Origin of the sequence: Chryseobacterium sp. SIMBA_029 (assembly GCF_046535275.1) — a bacterium.
In the GTDB taxonomy this organism is placed as follows: domain Bacteria; phylum Bacteroidota; class Bacteroidia; order Flavobacteriales; family Weeksellaceae; genus Chryseobacterium.
This window is the reverse complement of sequence record NZ_JAWRXA010000001.1, coordinates 508,882-525,402: the sequence shown is the minus strand read 5'-3', so window position 1 is coordinate 525,402 and position 16,521 is coordinate 508,882. Positions and strand designations below refer to the sequence as shown.

The window sequence follows — 16,521 nt, the reverse complement described above, 5'->3', positions numbered from 1 at the left end:
AAAAACGACCTAAATAAAACTAACCAATGAAAATATTCTTGAATTTCATCATACTATTTCTGGCATTTTTCTATTGTCCGGCCCAACAAACAAAAAAAGCAAAAACGGAAGACTTAAAAAGTATTTATAATATTCAGGATAGTGTTACTGTAAGAACCAGAGATGGAGCAACCTTATCTTTAATAGTGGTGCGTAAAAAAGGAGACGAAACACCTGCACCTGTCATACTTCAATCAACAATTTATGTTAGGGACGCAGGCAGGGATATGGTATCATTAAAGAGATCTGTAGATAACGGCTATATAGGAGTTATGGCATATGCAAGAGGAAAAAGATTCAGTCAAGACGAAATACTTCCATATGAGAATGATGCCAATGACACCTATGATGTCATAGATTGGATCAGTAAACAAAAATGGTCTAATGGAAAAGTTGGAATGTATGGAGGAAGTTATAATGGATTTACACAATGGGCAGCATGTAAAAACTTACACCCGGCCCTTAAAACAATTGTACCTTATGTAGCGGCCCGACCGGGGCAGGGTTTACCTGTAGAAAATAATATTTTTGTTAACCCCAATTATGAATGGGCATTGTATGTTGGAAATAATAAATACCTGGATACCATAGCCGGAAATGACAGGCAGCGTTTTAGAAAAATGCAAAATAAATGGTGGGAGACAGGAGTTGCCTATAAAAAATTAGATAGTATAGACGGTGTACCTAATAAATGGTTTCAGCGATGGATCAGCCATCCTTCTTTTGATCAGTATTGGCAAAAAATGGCTCCCTATGAAAAAGATTTCGCACAAATAAAAATACCCGTTTTGGCATTTGACGGTTACTACAATGACGGCCAGAGTTCGGGCTTATATTATTTGAGGGAACTCCAAAAGTATAGCCCTCAGACACCTGCTTATTTAATTATAGGACCTTATGGGCATTTTGGGACTCAAAGTGGAGGAGAAGCTATTCTGTACGAATATCAAGTAGACCCTGTTGCGTTATTTGATATTAATACAATTACTTATCAATGGTTTGATTATATTTTAAAGAATGGGACTAAACCCGAAATTTTAAAAGACAGAATTAACTATCAGGTAATGGGCGCCAATGAATGGCGAAGTGCACCATCTATTGATAAAATGAGTAATGGTTTTTTAACCCTTTATCTGACGGATAAAAAGTCAGATAAATTCTACTCTTTAAGCTCACAAAAACCGGGTAAGAAGGGGTATTTAGCACAGCAGGTAGATTTTGCAAACAGAGAAATAACAAATAATGATTATTATCCGGAACCTATTATTCGAAAGGAAATTGACACCTCTAACGGATTTAATTTTGTTAGTGAACCCTTGGAAGAGCCCCTGTTAATAAACGGTTCCTTTTTAGGGGAAATTAAAGCCAGCATCAATAAAAAGGATATGGATATCGGAGTGACCTTATATGAATTAATGCCCAATGGAGAATATTTTCATCTGTCTTATTTTATTGGGCGGGCAAGTTACTCAACGGATAGTGCAAAAAGGAAATTGCTGAAACCAAATAAAATTGAAACCATTCCATTCTCCAATACCCATTTGGTAAGTAAACAGTTAAGCAAGGGAAGCCGGCTGGTCGTCTATCTGAATGTAAATAAAAATCCATTTTCTGAACTCAACTACGGAACAGGAAAAACCGTAAGTGAAGAAACCATTAAAGATGCTAAAGAACCCTTACGGGTGAAATGGTACAACGACAGTTTTGTGAAAATTCCGATATTAAGACATTGAGTTGGTGTATTCCTTCAGAAGTATTTCGGCTTCTTCTATTATTTTCGGCTTTAGGTAACCAAGGAAGAAAATGCCGGATTAATGTCGCTATTCATAGAATAAAAGACAACTTCCGTAATTTCTTGATTTTTGTCAAGAGCAGAATAATTGTTCTGTTAGATCTTTGTAATGTATCTCAAAAGCGAAACCAAATGAAATATTTAAAGACAATTATTTTAACAACCATTATTTTAACAACTGTTATTTTAATCACATTATTAAATACAACAGTAATGGAAAAAGAAATAAAAACAGAAATTTTAATCAATTCGACTCCTGAAAAAAGTTGGTCAATTCTCACCAACTTTGACAACTATCCGAATTGGAATCCATTCATAAAATCAATAAAAGGCGAAGTAAAAGTAGGAAACAAAATTACAGTAACTATAGAACCACCAGAATCAAAAGGAATGACTTTTAACCCAAAAATTCTTACATTTAAAACGGATAAAGAATTAAGCTGGCTTGGTCATTTACTGTTTGCTGGACTTTTTGATGGCGAACATAAATTTGAACTTATTGACAACAGAAACGGGACAATAACTTTTAGGCAAAGTGAAAAATTTAAAGGAATACTTGTCCCATTATTTAAAAAACAACTTGACAACAACACAAAAAGAGGATTTGAAGAAATGAATAAAAAGCTGAAAAAATTGGCAGAACAGAAATAAACATTCCCAACAAGGGGTTTGCATCAAACGGGCAGAAATGCAAAATTCAATGGCAGTTTTCAATTGAATTTAGTATAAATTGAACATTTATGATTCGATTTACTCTACATCACCAAGCCGTAAAACATTGCATGCTATAATATAAAGACAGAATGATGAAGAAATACGTATTAATTATTTGTGTATTAACTGCAATTTCTTGCGAGAAAAAAGAAACTGCTAATGAAATAAATATTGAGAATTCAATACGACCAAAAAAAGAAAATAAAATTGTAGAAATCGTTTCCAAAAAAAACAAAGATATTGAAAGTATACAAGATGTTGACCGTCCGAATGAGAGTAAAATAATCAAATCGAAATTTGATATAAAATTACTTTTCGGAATTTGGGCAAGTGATCCTGAAGGACCTCACGCTGACTTTGACTTAAATAAAAAATCCTTTTATGTTGTAGATTATGATGGAGATGGAGATATGCCATACATCATAAACGAAGATTCTCTCAAAGTATACTATAATGATTTTGTAAATGTTGGAATCATTAAAAAAGTGACAAAAGATACTTTGAAAATAGATTGGAACGAAAACGGAACAACTAATTACGTTAAATGGAAAGAATAAATAGCATGTAACCCGGTTGATTGGTTCCAAATGCTTCACCATCTAATTGCCAGGTAAGACCCATATGAACTAAAGGAAGTGATTATGCAAATGTCGGTTTATTCGGGTTTTCCAAGTTGTATAAATGCAATGAACACCTTGAAAGGAGTTTTAGAAGAAAGAAAAAAGAATGGAATAAAAGACGAAGTGGGAAAGACGGCCGACAAAATAACAATGGACAGGTTAAAATTAGGAGAACAAGAATTAACAAAACTAGACAGTCTTCAGGTAGAGAAGTTAAAATCTGCATATAATGACTTTTCACCCGATTTGGTAAAATTCATGTTGAGTATGGGTACGCAGATATATTTTCAAGAAACAAATTTGGGTGAGAGATACCGACAAATTGCCACAATTTCAGCTTTAACAGCTTTGGGAACCGCAAAACCGCAACTGAAATTTCATATCAACGCAGGTTTAAACATCGGTCTTACCGAAATCGAAATAAAAGAAATTATGATTTTGATGAGTATTTATTCAGGATTTACTTCGGCTATTAACGGAACCAATATGTTAAAAGAAGTTTTAACCGAACGGACAAAAAAATGAAAACGAAAACCATTTTGTTTCTGTTTCTCAAAGTAAAAAACGAGGCAGAAATGTAGTTTTATCTCGAAATTATAATTGCATAAATTAGCTGAAAGCAGGGATTTTATACAGTAGTAGTTTTACATACTTTTGTATTGACGATATTGAACAGTACGCTTTATTAAATCATTATCAAATGAGCTTAAACAAAATATATTTTTTATTGCTGTTGGCTGTAACTATTTTAAGCTGCAGCCCCAATGAAAAGGGAAGTCAGCAAAATAAGAAGGTTACTGATACCATTATTACCAAGGAAACAGCCATAAAAGAAAAAGATACTCTTGTAACGAATGCTAAAATTCCTGTTATTGACACTATTGCAGTGCTTACTGCTTTTAAGAAAACGATAACAACTGACCAATTTATTAAAGAGTTAGGCATTGAGGCGGATGGTTTGGGTGGTTCAATTTTTGATTCGGAACGGCCAATTCTGATTGGTGACCTGAATGATGATCATCAGGATGATGCTATTATGCCTTTTTCTATAGAAGGACGCCAGGGTGGGAATAATTGGGATGCACATTATGCTATTTTCATCAATAATAATGGTGTTCTTGATTATAAATATTCATTTGATAGAGGAGGTGATCTTGCAGAAAGGCAGATTAATTTTAAAAGTATAAAAAACGGTATTATAAAAGGTATGGTAGTGCCAGGATTTCATTCTGAAGAAGGAAATAGTACTCCGGTAGATTATTTGTACCGTACTACTGACCTTTCAGAAGTAGCTACTGCTTCTGAGGCAAAATGAGAAAAGGAATGGAAAAAATAAACGATCTGCCTTATTTTAATAAATTCATCAAAAAGAAATTTTGGGTACATCGAAAATAAACCGGTTAACTTACCATAGAAGTACTAATCATAATATTCTGCAACTGATAACTGAGGGTGTTGGTATCAGTGGAGTAGGGAGATTACTTAGTATAAGCAAAACGACAATACTCAAAAAATTCCTAAAATAGCTTCAAATATTGTCAAACCTCCAATTCCTAAAGGCTTTACTATCGAATGATGAATTAAAGACTTACACTATACATTTTTTTGTGCGGTGGGGTCGATACTTTGTGGTTTTTCCACACCTATGACAAATTTTATAAGTAATAGATGTAATACTTCGGTAAATATAATTTGATACATAAAGGTGTTAATATTAATTTACAAAGCAAGTGAGTAATTTTTTAGTTTCAAATGATAAGTGCTTTAACTATTCAACAATTTAAAAAATATGTATAATAAATGCGTGGTTTTGGATTTGAGAGTTAGTTGCGAGGGAATGAAGAAAAGTAATCGTATATTTGATATACACAATGGAATTAACGAGTAAAGCAGTGCATAAAACTATAAAAATTTTTTTCAATATTGGCTTTTTTTTCTTGTTCGCACAAGGCTTTTCTCAAGTTAAGATTGATGCAAATAAGAGAAAATTATTCTATCAACAATACAATGATAAATTATATAATCCAGATAAGCTTTTAATAAGAGCAAAAAACATGGCCAAATATGCACAGAATGACTATGAAAAAGCTCTTGCTTACTCTAATTTGGGTGACTGCTTGTATGGACAAGGAAATTATTTGGAATCTGTAAAAATTTTGCAAAAAGCAGATTCTCTTATTAAGAAGAGCGACTCTACCCAAAATCGAATAACGATATTATATTCACTTATAAATTCATACCGTAGAGCAGGACTAATAGTAGAATCTGAGGAAACGTGGGAATTGGTAAAAGAGCTTGATAAGGAATCAAGCCCATTTATTAAGACTGCAAATTTATTATATACTCAGGCAAAAATTTTTGATATTGATGACAATTTTTGTAAAGCAGCAGATAGCAGAAAAAAATATATTCAGCATATCAGAAAAATACCAAACACAGAGTATAAGAATATGTTCGATTTTGCAATGCTGGTGCAATTGTGTTATGAACAAATTAGATGTGGTAGAATTGATGAAGCTAAAGAAACTTTAGAAAAAACTGAAATTGCTCTCAAAAGAATTAAAGATAAATCTCCTATAAACTTATATGAGTTTTATTTATTGGATAAAGCACTTATTAATGTCAAAGATAATCATTTGTCCGAGGCGAGAAAAAACTTCGACTTGGCTTATTCTCATCCAAATGTAGATAAAATTGTCATTAAGCAAATCTTACAGGATAGATTAGAAGCAAATATAGATACTCCCGCAGATCAGCTTAAATTTTCAAAAATTGTTTCTGATATTACCAATTCTCAAATTACAGTTACAAGAGATTTAACAGTAAAAGAAACGATTAAGAATACGATAAAAGAAAAAAGAGAAAATATAAAATTAAGTCTTATTATTTTTACCTGTATCATCATTGTATTGATCATCTGTAGCCTCTTTATTTATAAAATAAGAAATAAAAAAATAAAATTACGATATCAGAAAATCATTCAGGAACTTAAAAATCCAGTTGTGAAATCTAGTATTTTTCCGGAATCTCAAACAAACAATTCTCCAAAGGAAAAAATTTCAATAAGCGAAGAAACGGAAAAGGAAATTCTGAAAAATCTGGAGGCTTTTGAAAAGAAAAGGCTTTATACCACTAAAGGAATTTCTGCTGCACAAATGTCTGTAATGCTGAAGACCAATACAAAATATCTTAACTATATTATCAAAAAATACAGGAATTCAGATTTTTACAATTACATTAATACTCAGCGAATCAATTATATTGTGAAAGAACTTCATGATCATCCTCATTTATTACAATACAAAATCTCTGCATTAGCTGATATGTGTGGATACCATTCGCATAGTCAGTTTGGGAGTATTTTTAAATCCATTAAGAATATCTCTCCCAGCCAGTATATCAGTTTTTTAACCGACGAATATAAAAATAGATATTAAAAGCCTCACGGCTAATGTTTTTAATAAAAATCTCTAAATACACATTTTCAGCTCGGCTGTTGAGGTGATGTTTTTTCATGCTGTTTTGTCTTCATCGATATTCATTATCCATAAATTTCGCTGGTAATTAAAATGTACATATGCTCATTATCACCATCGTATTTTTTATTTTTATGAAGGGCTGCTTTAAATTAATCGGCTAGGTAAACGCATTTATATTTCTAACTACCCAAAAATTTACATTTTCCATTTGTACTCTTAAAAAACTATTTTACAATTAATCGTTATTGATTATGAGTGTTTTAGGGTTTATTTAGGCTATCTTGATTCCTGCCATTTTATAATGGTTTTGTTTCCATTCTCTTATATCCAACCTAGTTTTGCACTGTGAAATTTTTTATAGTACTACTGTTTTGTATTGTAGAATTTCTTGTTGAAACTTGGAATATCCCAACTAGCTATGAGGAAAAAATATTCTGACCAAATAAAAATAAGCAATATTCATATGAAGCTTACAATGATCAGTTAACTACGAATATCTTGATGATACGAATATTAAAAATACTCTTTGATAATTAAATGAATGATTAATTAACAAACAATCGCAATCAAAAAAAATACAACTCTAAGAAAAATGAAAAAAAAGATTTACGGACTAATTATTCTCTGCCTTTTTACTAAAAATATGAGGGCACAAAATGGATATATTTATGTTCATAAAAAAGCTATAAGCGAGGTAGCCTCGCTTAATTTTAATTTTACTTTAACTGATTCTGGGGGGCTTCCTGTTTCCAATTTTACATTAAATGATAAACCAGACGGGTTTAATTCATTTGATTTAGGAAACAGCCATGGGACAGGAGAAGGACAGTTATGGACTGTGGTTAATAACAGCATTAGCGTACCAGAAGTACATACTGTTGCAGGAACACTTTATACGAGGCCGGTGGGCAGCTCTGCCTGGCTCGCTACCACAGTTACCAATGTAAAATCTGTAGATGGTATAGGACAAAATACCGCAGTATATTCTGACGCATCAGGTGCCGTGGGATTATATAATAACGGGAGTTCTGCAGTGATTTGGTCACCTGCGTCCCATTCTAACGTGGCAATTCTGGATGTTGCTTCTGGAGGACCTGGGGGAATTATAGTTGCCGTAGGGAATGATGGAATGATTTATAAATATACAGGGAATGGAATTAATGATTCCTGGGCCGTTTTTTCTAATGTAATCAACAATGGAACGAATCTTCCGTTTCGGTTAGATGTATATCCGAGCACGGGAGATGTTGTTTTCATAAAAACTAATGGAGATGGAAATGTGTATAAAGTTGCTTCTTCAAACCCGGCTTCGGCAGTTCCGGCTATAGTAGCCAACGGATCTGCAGGAAACCCTCAGGATACTGCCCGTGATATTGCTATTAGCAATAATGGAAGTATATATGCAAATTATGGGGCAACCATTTATCAGTACAGCGGTAGTACATGGACTACCAGCCCTCAGTCAAGATTTTTATTCGGTCTTACTGCGGGAGCAGGTGATCAGGTCTGGTCTATTAATAAAAACAACCCACAAATTATTCAGCATACGATTTATGCTAGAACATCTACAGGCGACTGGCTGGATGATGAAAGAGTAAGAACCAGTGAAAATGGCAATTCTATTATGATTCCGGTTCCGGCGGGAGTTTACAAATTGTCTGAAATAATCCCTTCAGGATGGAATAATAGTGATATCAAATTATATGATCCCACGAATAACAGTTCTGCCAATCTGGCTAATTATACCTCTACAGTTAATGTTTCTGCTAATGAAGTGGTTAATGTAGTATATAGTAATGTTTTAGAAAATTCAATAGCAACTCCTGCTGTGTGTGCTACAAATTACATATTGTCCTTTGGACAGGGTTCCGGTACCTATGGCAGTCCAATAAATGGTTTTACAGCATACCATTATTTTAATAACGGGCAGGTTGCAGATGGTTATTATACCTTGGCTAAAACTAGCGCCGGTTGGTTTGCGGGCGGACCGGTACCTCCTTTATTAAACCATACTCCTAATGACCCTAATGGCTATTTTGCACTCTTTAATGCATCCTATGCAACAGACGATTTCTTTAGGCAAACGGTTACAGGACTGTCTGTAGGGACAAAGTATGAATTTGCCTTTTGGGTGGCAGATTTGGCCCCATCCTTCAATATACGTCCTAATGTTACGATGGGGATAGTAGATCCTGGTACGGGAACATTATTGGCTTCTATTAATACAGGGGATATTTCCTCAACTATCTGGAAGAGATATAGCTTCACATTTACTGCAACTTCAACAGTAGGCGAAATCTTTTTAAAGAATAATTCAATTGGAGGCGATGGAAATGATATTGCGATTGATGATATAACATTTGCACCGGCCCCTCCAACAATACCGGGCATTGGAATGGTAGGCGGTGTAACAACCATGTGCAGTAATATGAGCAGCAATCCTACACAGTATCAGTTTACCAATTCTCTGGCCGGAGGAATTTGGAGTTCAGATAATCCCAGCTTAATTACGATTAATCCTAATACAGGACTTGCTACTGCTGTTTATGGAGCAGTGGGTACCGCAGAAATTATTTATAATTATACAGATGTAAGCGGCTGTGTCAGCGAAGCAAAATTAGATGTAACTGTAGGAAACTGTTCTTGTTATAATCCTGCAACCAATATGACTACGGGCATAGATACGAAATATGGTATAACCCTACAGCAAAGAGCTGGAGCAGACACCGGAAATTGGCCCATGATTAGAAAATCAGCACATGCTGTTTTAGAATCCAATACCAAAGGGTTTGTAGTGTCGAGAGTTTCTACTGCCGGATTATCTGCGATCATTGCTCCACAAGAAGGAATGATGGTTTATGACACAACAGCAAAATGTCTGAAAATCTACAGTGATGGTGCATGGAAATGCTTTTCAACCCCATCTTGTCCGTAATTAACCTTTTAAATTAACAATAAACCATTACACATATGAAGAAAATAATAATAGTAAGTTCGATACTTCTATACAAAATATTTTTTGCCCAAGTTATTATAGGTGATGCAATAGGGACGGCAACTGATAAAACTTCGGTATTATTAGAATTTGCAAATACAAACAATAAGGGTATTATTTTACCTTATGTAAAAAGTCTGCCTGCCGGTGTGACTCCCGGAACGATATTACTGGATGCCTCCAATCCTTCACAGGCCAGAATTAAATATTACAATGGGATCTGGCAGGATTTAAGCGGGAGAGATGGCAATATCAATACGGCTCTTGCGCAGCAAACAAATAATAGTGAAAATGCTAACGCAAAAGTTATTATAGGTTCAAATACGAGTTCTGCAGACGGCGTATTGGTATTAGAATCAACAACACAGGCTATGGTTATTCCTGTTGTAAATGATGTGAATAATATTCCCAGTCCTTCTCCTGGAATGATGGTATACGTCAATAAAACAGGTGCTAAAAGGTTAGCTTTTTTTAATGGTTCTATTTGGTCTTTCTGGGCATCAAATTAAAGATTTACCATCTATTGTAAGAGCTTCGATTAGCAAAATCATATGATTAATATCTCTGCTGCTTATGAAGTGGCAGAGATAAATAAAAAATTAATTGCCTTCTTTTTTTTTCGTCAACATCTAAAAACACAACTTCAAATATAAATTAAATAAAGAAGGCAACATTTTAAAACATTAAGAGATTATAGTATCCTCATGAAGTTTAATAATTCTAAAAACGCAAGAACATTTTTATTAATAAACAGTTTTTTATCAATATTTACTTTTCTATGCCTCACTTTTTTTGTTGTTTTCTTTAATGCATCAGAAATAGTATTACTGCTTATTTTTCTTTTTTTAGTAATGGGATGGCTGCTCAAAAACCTGGTCGTTACTCATAAAATTGAGATTGATAGCACAAGTGAAGTTCTCAGTATTGTTATTTCGCATCCTCTCATTAAAAAACACATACATCATTCAAAATTATATACTGAATTCCCCAAAGCAAGACTTGTCAGATACAATATGAAAAGAACTTTTCTTACCACAAATCTTAAAATATCATTTAAACGAAGAGGAGCGATCACAGATTCAGTTCATAACCAGTCATTCATTTTCTACAGATTAAATAATGTTCAGCAGGTATGGCTGGAAAATGAGTTAACAAAGATTATAGATCAGAATAATGAGTTTATATAAAAACATACATATAGGAAATCTTATTCATTTAAGAGTTACTGAAAATCAGATAGAAATGACGAGGATATGTAATTTTTTCAACTTAAGTGCGGAAGAAATTGAATATATGTACACTCAGCAATCTTTAGATGCAGAAATCCTTCTTAGATGGTCGAAACTTCTTGAATATGATTTTTTCAGACTATACTCTCAACATCTTATATTATATTCACCACCAGCCTCCCTTAACCGAACTGAAATATCTGGTGAATATTCATTGCCTGTATTTAAGAAAAATATTTATACAAAAGAGATCATAGATTTCCTCGTAGAACTGGTAGAATCAGGAGATAAAAGTATAAAACAGGTGATAGAAGATTATAAAATTCCCAAAACCACATTACATAAATGGATAAGCAAATACAGAAAAAAGAATTAAAACCTGATTACAAGCGTATTTATAATGACCTGATTGACAGAAAATATCCTGAGAAAAGGGAAGAATTTAAATCTCTGCTGGAAAAGGATGCATTGTCTGTTTTAGATGTTATAAAATTAAATCAAAAAATTTTTGGAAAAGCAAGCCATGTTATTTTAAATCAAAGACACCGGTCATATGATAAAAAGGCCGTTTTGCAAATCCTTGATTACCAGAAAAAAAACAAGCTTAATAATAATCAGGTAGCATTAGAATTTAAAATGAGTCGTAATACCATTGCAAAATGGAAAAAAATATTTATGTAATTTAAAATTTAAATTCATTTAGAATTGGTGAATTTCTTTTACTACGCGATGGGAGTTTCCTATTTCTACAATACATCCGTTATTCATGACAACTATATTCAGCATGTTGTTAATGGTGGAGGTAGAAACGTTTTGTCATGGACAATTTTCAATCGCAGTAATAACGGTATCGTCCGTGATGTTAAACGACGCCATGTGGCAGTGTTTGGCTTCACACGGCGTTCTAGTAGCCCCGCCAAGAATCGAACTTGGATCTAAAGTTTAGGAAACTTCTATTCTATCCATTGAACTACGGGGCCGTTTCAATTCTAAAAATACAAATAATTTATAATAAATAAGAGTTTGGTGTATCCATCCTGCTGTTTTTAACCCAAAATAACAACAGATTATTTTGTTTTTTAAGCCAAAATAGGGTAATTCCGTTTTGGCTACATCTTTGTCCATTTTGGCAACTCCCGGCTTTTGTTGATTGCAGACCTTTGCTATGTAAAATGTAAACAACAACAAAAATGAAAACAATTTTTATAACAGGTGCTTCTACAGGATTGGGAAAATCAACCGCAAAATTATTTCAAAGCAGAGGATGGAATGTCATTGCAACGATGAGAAACCCTGAATCTGAAACGGAACTTACTGCATTAGAAAATGTAACCGTTCTTCCTTTAGATGTTACTAATATCGAACAGATCCAATCAACAGTTACAAAAGCTATTGAAAGCTATGACATCGATGTGGTGTTCAATAATGCCGGGTATGGTTTGATTGGACCACTCGAAGCATTAAAAGATGAGCAGATTGTAAAACAGCTGGACACTAATTTATTGGGAGTTATCCGTGTGACGCAGGCTTTCATTCCTTATTTTAGAGAAAAAGGAAAAGGAACGTTCATTACAACAACTTCAATTGGAGGATTGATCGCATTTCCATTAGGTTCTACGTATCATGCTACAAAATGGGCACTGGAAGGCTGGAGCGAAAGCCTTGCATTTGAGCTTAATGCCTTTGGAATTGATGTTAAAACAGTTTCTCCGGGAGGTATTAAAACAGATTTCGTAAGCCGTTCACTAGATTCAGCATCAAGTCCTGCCTATGATGGAATGGTCAATACCTTATTTTCTAAAATGGAAGGGATGATGGATGCCGCCTCAGCACCGGAAGTGATTGCTGAGGTAGTATACGAAGCTGCTACCGACGGAAAAAATCAATTACGATATGTGGCTGGTGAAGATGCAAAAGCATTGTATGCCCAACGTCTGGAACTGGGTGACGAGGCATTCAGACAACAGTTTGGAAAGCAGTTTATGTAATTTTTGAAAAGATCATAAAAAGTAAGCGGGCGGTTTTACAGTCTGCTTACTTTTTTAATAAAATTCTTACCTTTATAATCATGGAAAAGAAAGAAAATACCCCGTTGAAAATTTCATCCATATCAGAACTGCACCAGTTGCTGCAGCTTCCCAAACCCCTTCATCCCTTGGTAAGCCTGGTGGATAATACAGAACTGACGGTTAATAAAGAACTCCTTAACCGGAATTTTGTTTTGAATTTTTATAAAATTTCCTACAAGTTTTCTGAAAACGGTAAAATGGGCTACGGACAGGGATATTATGATTTTAATGAAGGCGGGATGATGTTTACAGCGCCCAATCAGATCCTGTCTACCAATGAAGAAGCAGAATACCATGGCTACACCTTATTAATGCATCCCGATTTTATCAGAAACTATCCTTTAGCGAAAAATATCAAGAAGTATGGATTCTTTTCCTATGATACCAATGAAGCCCTGCATTTGTCCGATAAAGAAAAAAAAGTAGTCATTGGACTTTTAAACAGTATTATGGAAGAACTGAATACCTCTATTGATGAGGTCAGCCAGGATGTTATCATTTCCTATATTGAAGTCCTGCTGAATTACAGCAACAGATTCTACAAACGCCAGTTTATCACCCGAAAAGCCGTAAGCAGTGATCTACTTTCTAAAATGGATTCTATTCTGGAAAATTACTTTAATCAACAGGAAACATTAAATAACGGTCTTCCTACCGTAGAATTTTTGGCATCAGCGCTTCATTTATCACCTCATTATTTAAGCGATATGCTCCGGAATATAACAGGCCAGAACGCCCAGCAGCATATTCATGAAAAATTAATTGAAAAAGCAAAAGAATATCTCACCACTACCAATTTTTCTGTCGCAGAAGTTGCTTACCAATTAGGATTCGAGCATTCACAGTCTTTCAACAAATTGTTTAAAAAGAAAACCAATACCACTCCTTTAAGCTATAAGCAGTCATTTAATTAATAAAAAAAGAAGCTTTCTTTATGCTTTGAATATAAATAAGTCGGAGAAATATTTTTTGCAATACTATTTTTATATAGTTTATCGTTATATTTATCGAATTATTTTTAATTCACTGAAAACGAATTGAAAGATTATAACTTTTAAATGACAAGCAAAATCATCGGAGTGGGTAATTATATCCCATCAAAAACCATTACTAATTTATTTTTTGACGAACATCATTTTATTAATAAAAGCGGAGAGTCATTAAAAGAAAGCAATGCAGTTATTGCGAATAAACTGAAAGATATTACAGGTATTGAGGAGAGAAGATATGCTTCCGATCAGCAGGTAACTTCCGATTTAGGTTTAATAGCAGCACAGGCGGCTATAGAAAATTCAGGAATTGATCCTGAAACACTAGATTACATTATATTTGCCCATAATTTTGGAGATGTCCGTGCAGGCACAGTGCAGTCGGATGCCGTTCCAAGTTTGGCTGCAAGGGTAAAGCATCTCTTAAGGATCAAAAATAATTTTTGTGTAGCGTACGATGTATTGTTCGGATGTCCGGGATGGATAGAAGGAATGATACAGGCGAATGCGTTTATCAGATCGGGTATTGCCAAGCGATGTTTGGTAATCGGTGCAGAGACTCTTTCCAGAGTTGTGGATGTTCATGACAGAGACAGTATGATCTATGCGGATGGAGCAGGAGCTGCCATTTTGGAAATGAGCAGTGATGAAAGTGGTATAAAATCCCATTTATCAGCTTCCTATACACTGAACGAAAAAGACTATCTGTATTTCGGAAAATCATATAATAATGATAAATGCCAGGATACGAAGTACATCAAAATGGACGGCAGGAAAATATACGAATTTGCACTTGTCAATGTTCCGGATGCGATGAAAAAATGTTTTGATGAAAGCGGATATACCATTGATCAGCTGAGTAAGATCATTATCCATCAGGCTAATGAGAAAATGGATGAGGCTATTGTAAAACGTTTCTATCAGCTGTATGATCTGCCAATGCCGGAAAATATTATGCCAATGGTGATTAGTAAATTAGGAAACAGCAGTGTAGCTACTATTCCAACGCTTCTTAAAATGATTCTGGACGGAGAATTACCGGCTCATGAAATCAAAAAAGGAGATATTCTTTTATTTGCATCTGTAGGAGCGGGAATGAATGTTAATTCATTTGTCTATCAATTCTAGTATCAGATTCGAATCTCTTTAATTACATTTAGATAAATTTCTTAAAGAAATTAATAATATTAACCTCTGCCAGATCTTGGCAGAGGTTTTTTATAATATACCATTTTATCAGCAATAGAGCCATTCTTCAGATGTTTGAATTATTTTTTTTGAATGTTTCATCCTTAATATTGTGTTAAGTTTTAATATTTCACGATTCTTGCTTGGGATAATATAATAAAATGATTATTTTTATAAGGATGAAACAATGCAGAGGTGTTTTAGAATTCTAGAATATTGATGTATTTTATTGTATACACAAATTTTAATATGATAAAAAATAGATGTGTCCTTTTCATTTCACTCATATTACTTTCATGCAGTGGAAAAAAAGAAAAGCCAAAAGAAAATGCTGTACAAAGCTATCAGGTTCTAACCCTGGTTCCCAAACAGGTTACTGTTTACAATGATTTTCCGGCCTCCATACAAGGAGAAAATGTAGTAGAGATTAAACCGATGGTATCTGGTTATCTCCAGGATATTTATGTGCCTGAAGGTGCTTCTGTAATGAAAGGACAGCTATTATTCCGGATTAAAAATCCCCAGTATGAGCAGGATATCATTACGGCAAAAGGAGCCATAAAAATCGCAGAAGCTAACGTGAATACCGCAAGGATGAACGTAGAAAAAGCAAAACCTTTGGTAGAACAGGAGATTGTGAGCAAGTATCAGCTGAGTTCAGCCTTATATGCATTACAATCACAGCAGGCGGCTTTATCACAGGCAAAAGCCACTCTTGCCAATGCACAAACCAATCAGGGATACACCTATATCAGAAGTCCGCAAAATGGAACGATCGGCCTTATTCCTTATAAAATAGGAGCTTTGGTAAGCAGTACAGCTACCGATCCGCTTACTACATTATCGAATACCACCAACGTATATGCTTATTTTTCTCTCAATGAAAAGCAGCTGCTGGGTTTTATGAATACTGTGAAAGGAAGCACAACGCTTGAAAAATTAAATAATATGCCTTTAGTAACATTGGTATTGGCTGATGGAACCGTCTATCCTGAAAAAGGAAGATTGGAAACAGCCAGTGGAGGGATCAATAGCAGCACGGGGACGGCAACTTTCAAAGCAATATTTAATAATAAATTAGGACTCATTCAAAATGGGGCGAGTGCTACGATCAGGATCCCTGTCAATATGGATAATGCTTTACTGGCTCCGCAGACTGCCATTTACCAGTTACAGGATAAATCATTTGTATATCAGGTGATGGGCGGTAATAAGGTCATGAGTACAGCTGTAATGACTACCCCTACAGATGACGGGAATTTTGTCGTGATCAAAAGCGGGGTGAAAGCAGGTGATAAACTTGTGCTTAACGGGCTTAATATCAGTGACAGTACCGTCATAAAGCAGATGCCGGCCAAAGCTGATTCTATCTACAGCACTATGAAAACCAACTCTAATTAATAGGTC

General features: G+C 34.4%; 15 protein-coding genes and 1 tRNA gene. 15 read left to right on the top strand and 1 reads right to left on the bottom strand.

All coding sequences use genetic code 11. The features are described from left to right. The first annotated feature begins 26 nt into the window (after positions 1–26). From SB679_RS02530 to SB679_RS02480, 11 genes are all read left to right on the top strand, one after another. On the top strand, positions 27–1,772 hold the full coding sequence (locus tag SB679_RS02530) for a CocE/NonD family hydrolase (protein ID WP_410700663.1): 1,746 nt from the start codon (positions 27–29) through the stop codon (positions 1,770–1,772). Positions 1,773–1,963: 191 nt separating this feature from the next. Beyond that, complete coding sequence (locus SB679_RS02525; protein WP_410700662.1) at positions 1,964–2,482, top strand: SRPBCC family protein; 519 nt, start codon at positions 1,964–1,966, stop codon at positions 2,480–2,482. A 155-nt stretch (positions 2,483–2,637) separates the two neighbouring features. Further along, entirely contained in the window at positions 2,638–3,102 is a 465-nt protein-coding gene (locus SB679_RS02520; protein WP_410700661.1) for a hypothetical protein, read from the top strand. A gap of 129 nt (positions 3,103–3,231) precedes the next feature. Next, complete coding sequence (locus SB679_RS02515) at positions 3,232–3,690, top strand: carboxymuconolactone decarboxylase family protein (protein ID WP_410700660.1); 459 nt, start codon at positions 3,232–3,234, stop codon at positions 3,688–3,690. Between the two features lie 175 nt (positions 3,691–3,865). Next, positions 3,866–4,480 carry a hypothetical protein gene (locus SB679_RS02510; protein WP_410700659.1) on the top strand — a complete coding sequence of 205 codons (615 nt, stop codon included), beginning with the start codon at positions 3,866–3,868 and terminating at the stop codon, positions 4,478–4,480. 739 nt (positions 4,481–5,219) lie between these two features. After that, a complete protein-coding gene (locus SB679_RS02505; RefSeq protein WP_410700658.1) occupies positions 5,220–6,602 on the top strand; it encodes a helix-turn-helix domain-containing protein in 1,383 nt (460 codons plus the stop codon). Between the two features lie 634 nt (positions 6,603–7,236). Continuing rightward, the gene (locus SB679_RS02500; protein ID WP_410700657.1) at positions 7,237–9,579 is read left to right on the top strand and encodes a hypothetical protein; all 2,343 of its coding nucleotides are present in this window, start codon (positions 7,237–7,239) and stop codon (positions 9,577–9,579) included. 35 nt (positions 9,580–9,614) lie between these two features. Continuing rightward, positions 9,615–10,148, top strand: a complete 534-nt coding sequence (locus tag SB679_RS02495) for a hypothetical protein (RefSeq protein ID WP_034713150.1) — start codon at positions 9,615–9,617, stop codon at positions 10,146–10,148. Positions 10,149–10,652: 504 nt separating this feature from the next. Next, positions 10,653–10,826 (top strand): hypothetical protein, encoded by a 174-nt coding sequence (locus tag SB679_RS02490; protein ID WP_410700656.1) that lies wholly within the window; start codon positions 10,653–10,655, stop codon positions 10,824–10,826. Beyond that, positions 10,813–11,244, top strand: a complete 432-nt coding sequence (locus SB679_RS02485) for a transposase (RefSeq protein ID WP_410700655.1) — start codon at positions 10,813–10,815, stop codon at positions 11,242–11,244. The genes SB679_RS02490 and SB679_RS02485 overlap by 14 nt, the downstream gene beginning before the upstream one ends. Further along, on the top strand, positions 11,214–11,549 hold the full coding sequence (locus tag SB679_RS02480) for a helix-turn-helix domain-containing protein (protein ID WP_410700654.1): 336 nt from the start codon (positions 11,214–11,216) through the stop codon (positions 11,547–11,549). Before SB679_RS02485 ends, SB679_RS02480 begins: the two co-directional genes overlap by 31 nt. 227 nt (positions 11,550–11,776) lie before the next feature. On the opposite strand, the gene SB679_RS02475 is transcribed toward SB679_RS02480, so the two are convergent. Further along, a tRNA-Arg gene (locus SB679_RS02475) sits at positions 11,777–11,848 on the bottom strand. A gap of 210 nt (positions 11,849–12,058) precedes the next feature. Between SB679_RS02475 and SB679_RS02470 the strand changes: the two genes are divergently transcribed. The 4 genes from SB679_RS02470 to SB679_RS02455 all read left to right on the top strand — a co-directional run bounded on the left by SB679_RS02470 (position 12,059) and on the right by SB679_RS02455 (position 16,515). After that, positions 12,059–12,856 (top strand): SDR family oxidoreductase, encoded by a 798-nt coding sequence (locus SB679_RS02470; protein ID WP_410700653.1) that lies wholly within the window; start codon positions 12,059–12,061, stop codon positions 12,854–12,856. A gap of 80 nt (positions 12,857–12,936) precedes the next feature. Continuing rightward, positions 12,937–13,851 (top strand): helix-turn-helix domain-containing protein, encoded by a 915-nt coding sequence (locus SB679_RS02465; RefSeq protein ID WP_410700652.1) that lies wholly within the window; start codon positions 12,937–12,939, stop codon positions 13,849–13,851. Positions 13,852–13,995: 144 nt separating this feature from the next. Further along, positions 13,996–15,054, top strand: a complete 1,059-nt coding sequence (locus SB679_RS02460; RefSeq protein ID WP_410700651.1) for a 3-oxoacyl-ACP synthase III family protein — start codon at positions 13,996–13,998, stop codon at positions 15,052–15,054. A 309-nt stretch (positions 15,055–15,363) separates the two neighbouring features. Continuing rightward, positions 15,364–16,515 carry an efflux RND transporter periplasmic adaptor subunit gene (locus SB679_RS02455; protein WP_410700650.1) on the top strand — a complete coding sequence of 384 codons (1,152 nt, stop codon included), beginning with the start codon at positions 15,364–15,366 and terminating at the stop codon, positions 16,513–16,515. Positions 16,516–16,521 lie beyond the last annotated feature (6 nt).

Coding starts and splice junctions, on each gene's coding strand:
- SB679_RS02490 (WP_410700656.1), top strand. CDS start 10,653: ATGAAAAGAACTTTTCTTACCACAAATCTTAAAATATCATTTAAACGA.
- SB679_RS02525 (WP_410700662.1), top strand. CDS start 1,964: ATGAAATATTTAAAGACAATTATTTTAACAACCATTATTTTAACAACT.
- SB679_RS02520 (WP_410700661.1), top strand. CDS start 2,638: ATGAAGAAATACGTATTAATTATTTGTGTATTAACTGCAATTTCTTGC.
- SB679_RS02470 (WP_410700653.1), top strand. CDS start 12,059: ATGAAAACAATTTTTATAACAGGTGCTTCTACAGGATTGGGAAAATCA.
- SB679_RS02500 (WP_410700657.1), top strand. CDS start 7,237: ATGAAAAAAAAGATTTACGGACTAATTATTCTCTGCCTTTTTACTAAA.
- SB679_RS02515 (WP_410700660.1), top strand. CDS start 3,232: ATGAACACCTTGAAAGGAGTTTTAGAAGAAAGAAAAAAGAATGGAATA.
- SB679_RS02510 (WP_410700659.1), top strand. CDS start 3,866: ATGAGCTTAAACAAAATATATTTTTTATTGCTGTTGGCTGTAACTATT.
- SB679_RS02480 (WP_410700654.1), top strand. CDS start 11,214: ATGGATAAGCAAATACAGAAAAAAGAATTAAAACCTGATTACAAGCGT.
- SB679_RS02495 (WP_034713150.1), top strand. CDS start 9,615: ATGAAGAAAATAATAATAGTAAGTTCGATACTTCTATACAAAATATTT.
- SB679_RS02485 (WP_410700655.1), top strand. CDS start 10,813: ATGAGTTTATATAAAAACATACATATAGGAAATCTTATTCATTTAAGA.
- SB679_RS02530 (WP_410700663.1), top strand. CDS start 27: ATGAAAATATTCTTGAATTTCATCATACTATTTCTGGCATTTTTCTAT.
- SB679_RS02465 (WP_410700652.1), top strand. CDS start 12,937: ATGGAAAAGAAAGAAAATACCCCGTTGAAAATTTCATCCATATCAGAA.
- SB679_RS02505 (WP_410700658.1), top strand. CDS start 5,220: ATGGCCAAATATGCACAGAATGACTATGAAAAAGCTCTTGCTTACTCT.
- SB679_RS02460 (WP_410700651.1), top strand. CDS start 13,996: ATGACAAGCAAAATCATCGGAGTGGGTAATTATATCCCATCAAAAACC.
- SB679_RS02455 (WP_410700650.1), top strand. CDS start 15,364: ATGATAAAAAATAGATGTGTCCTTTTCATTTCACTCATATTACTTTCA.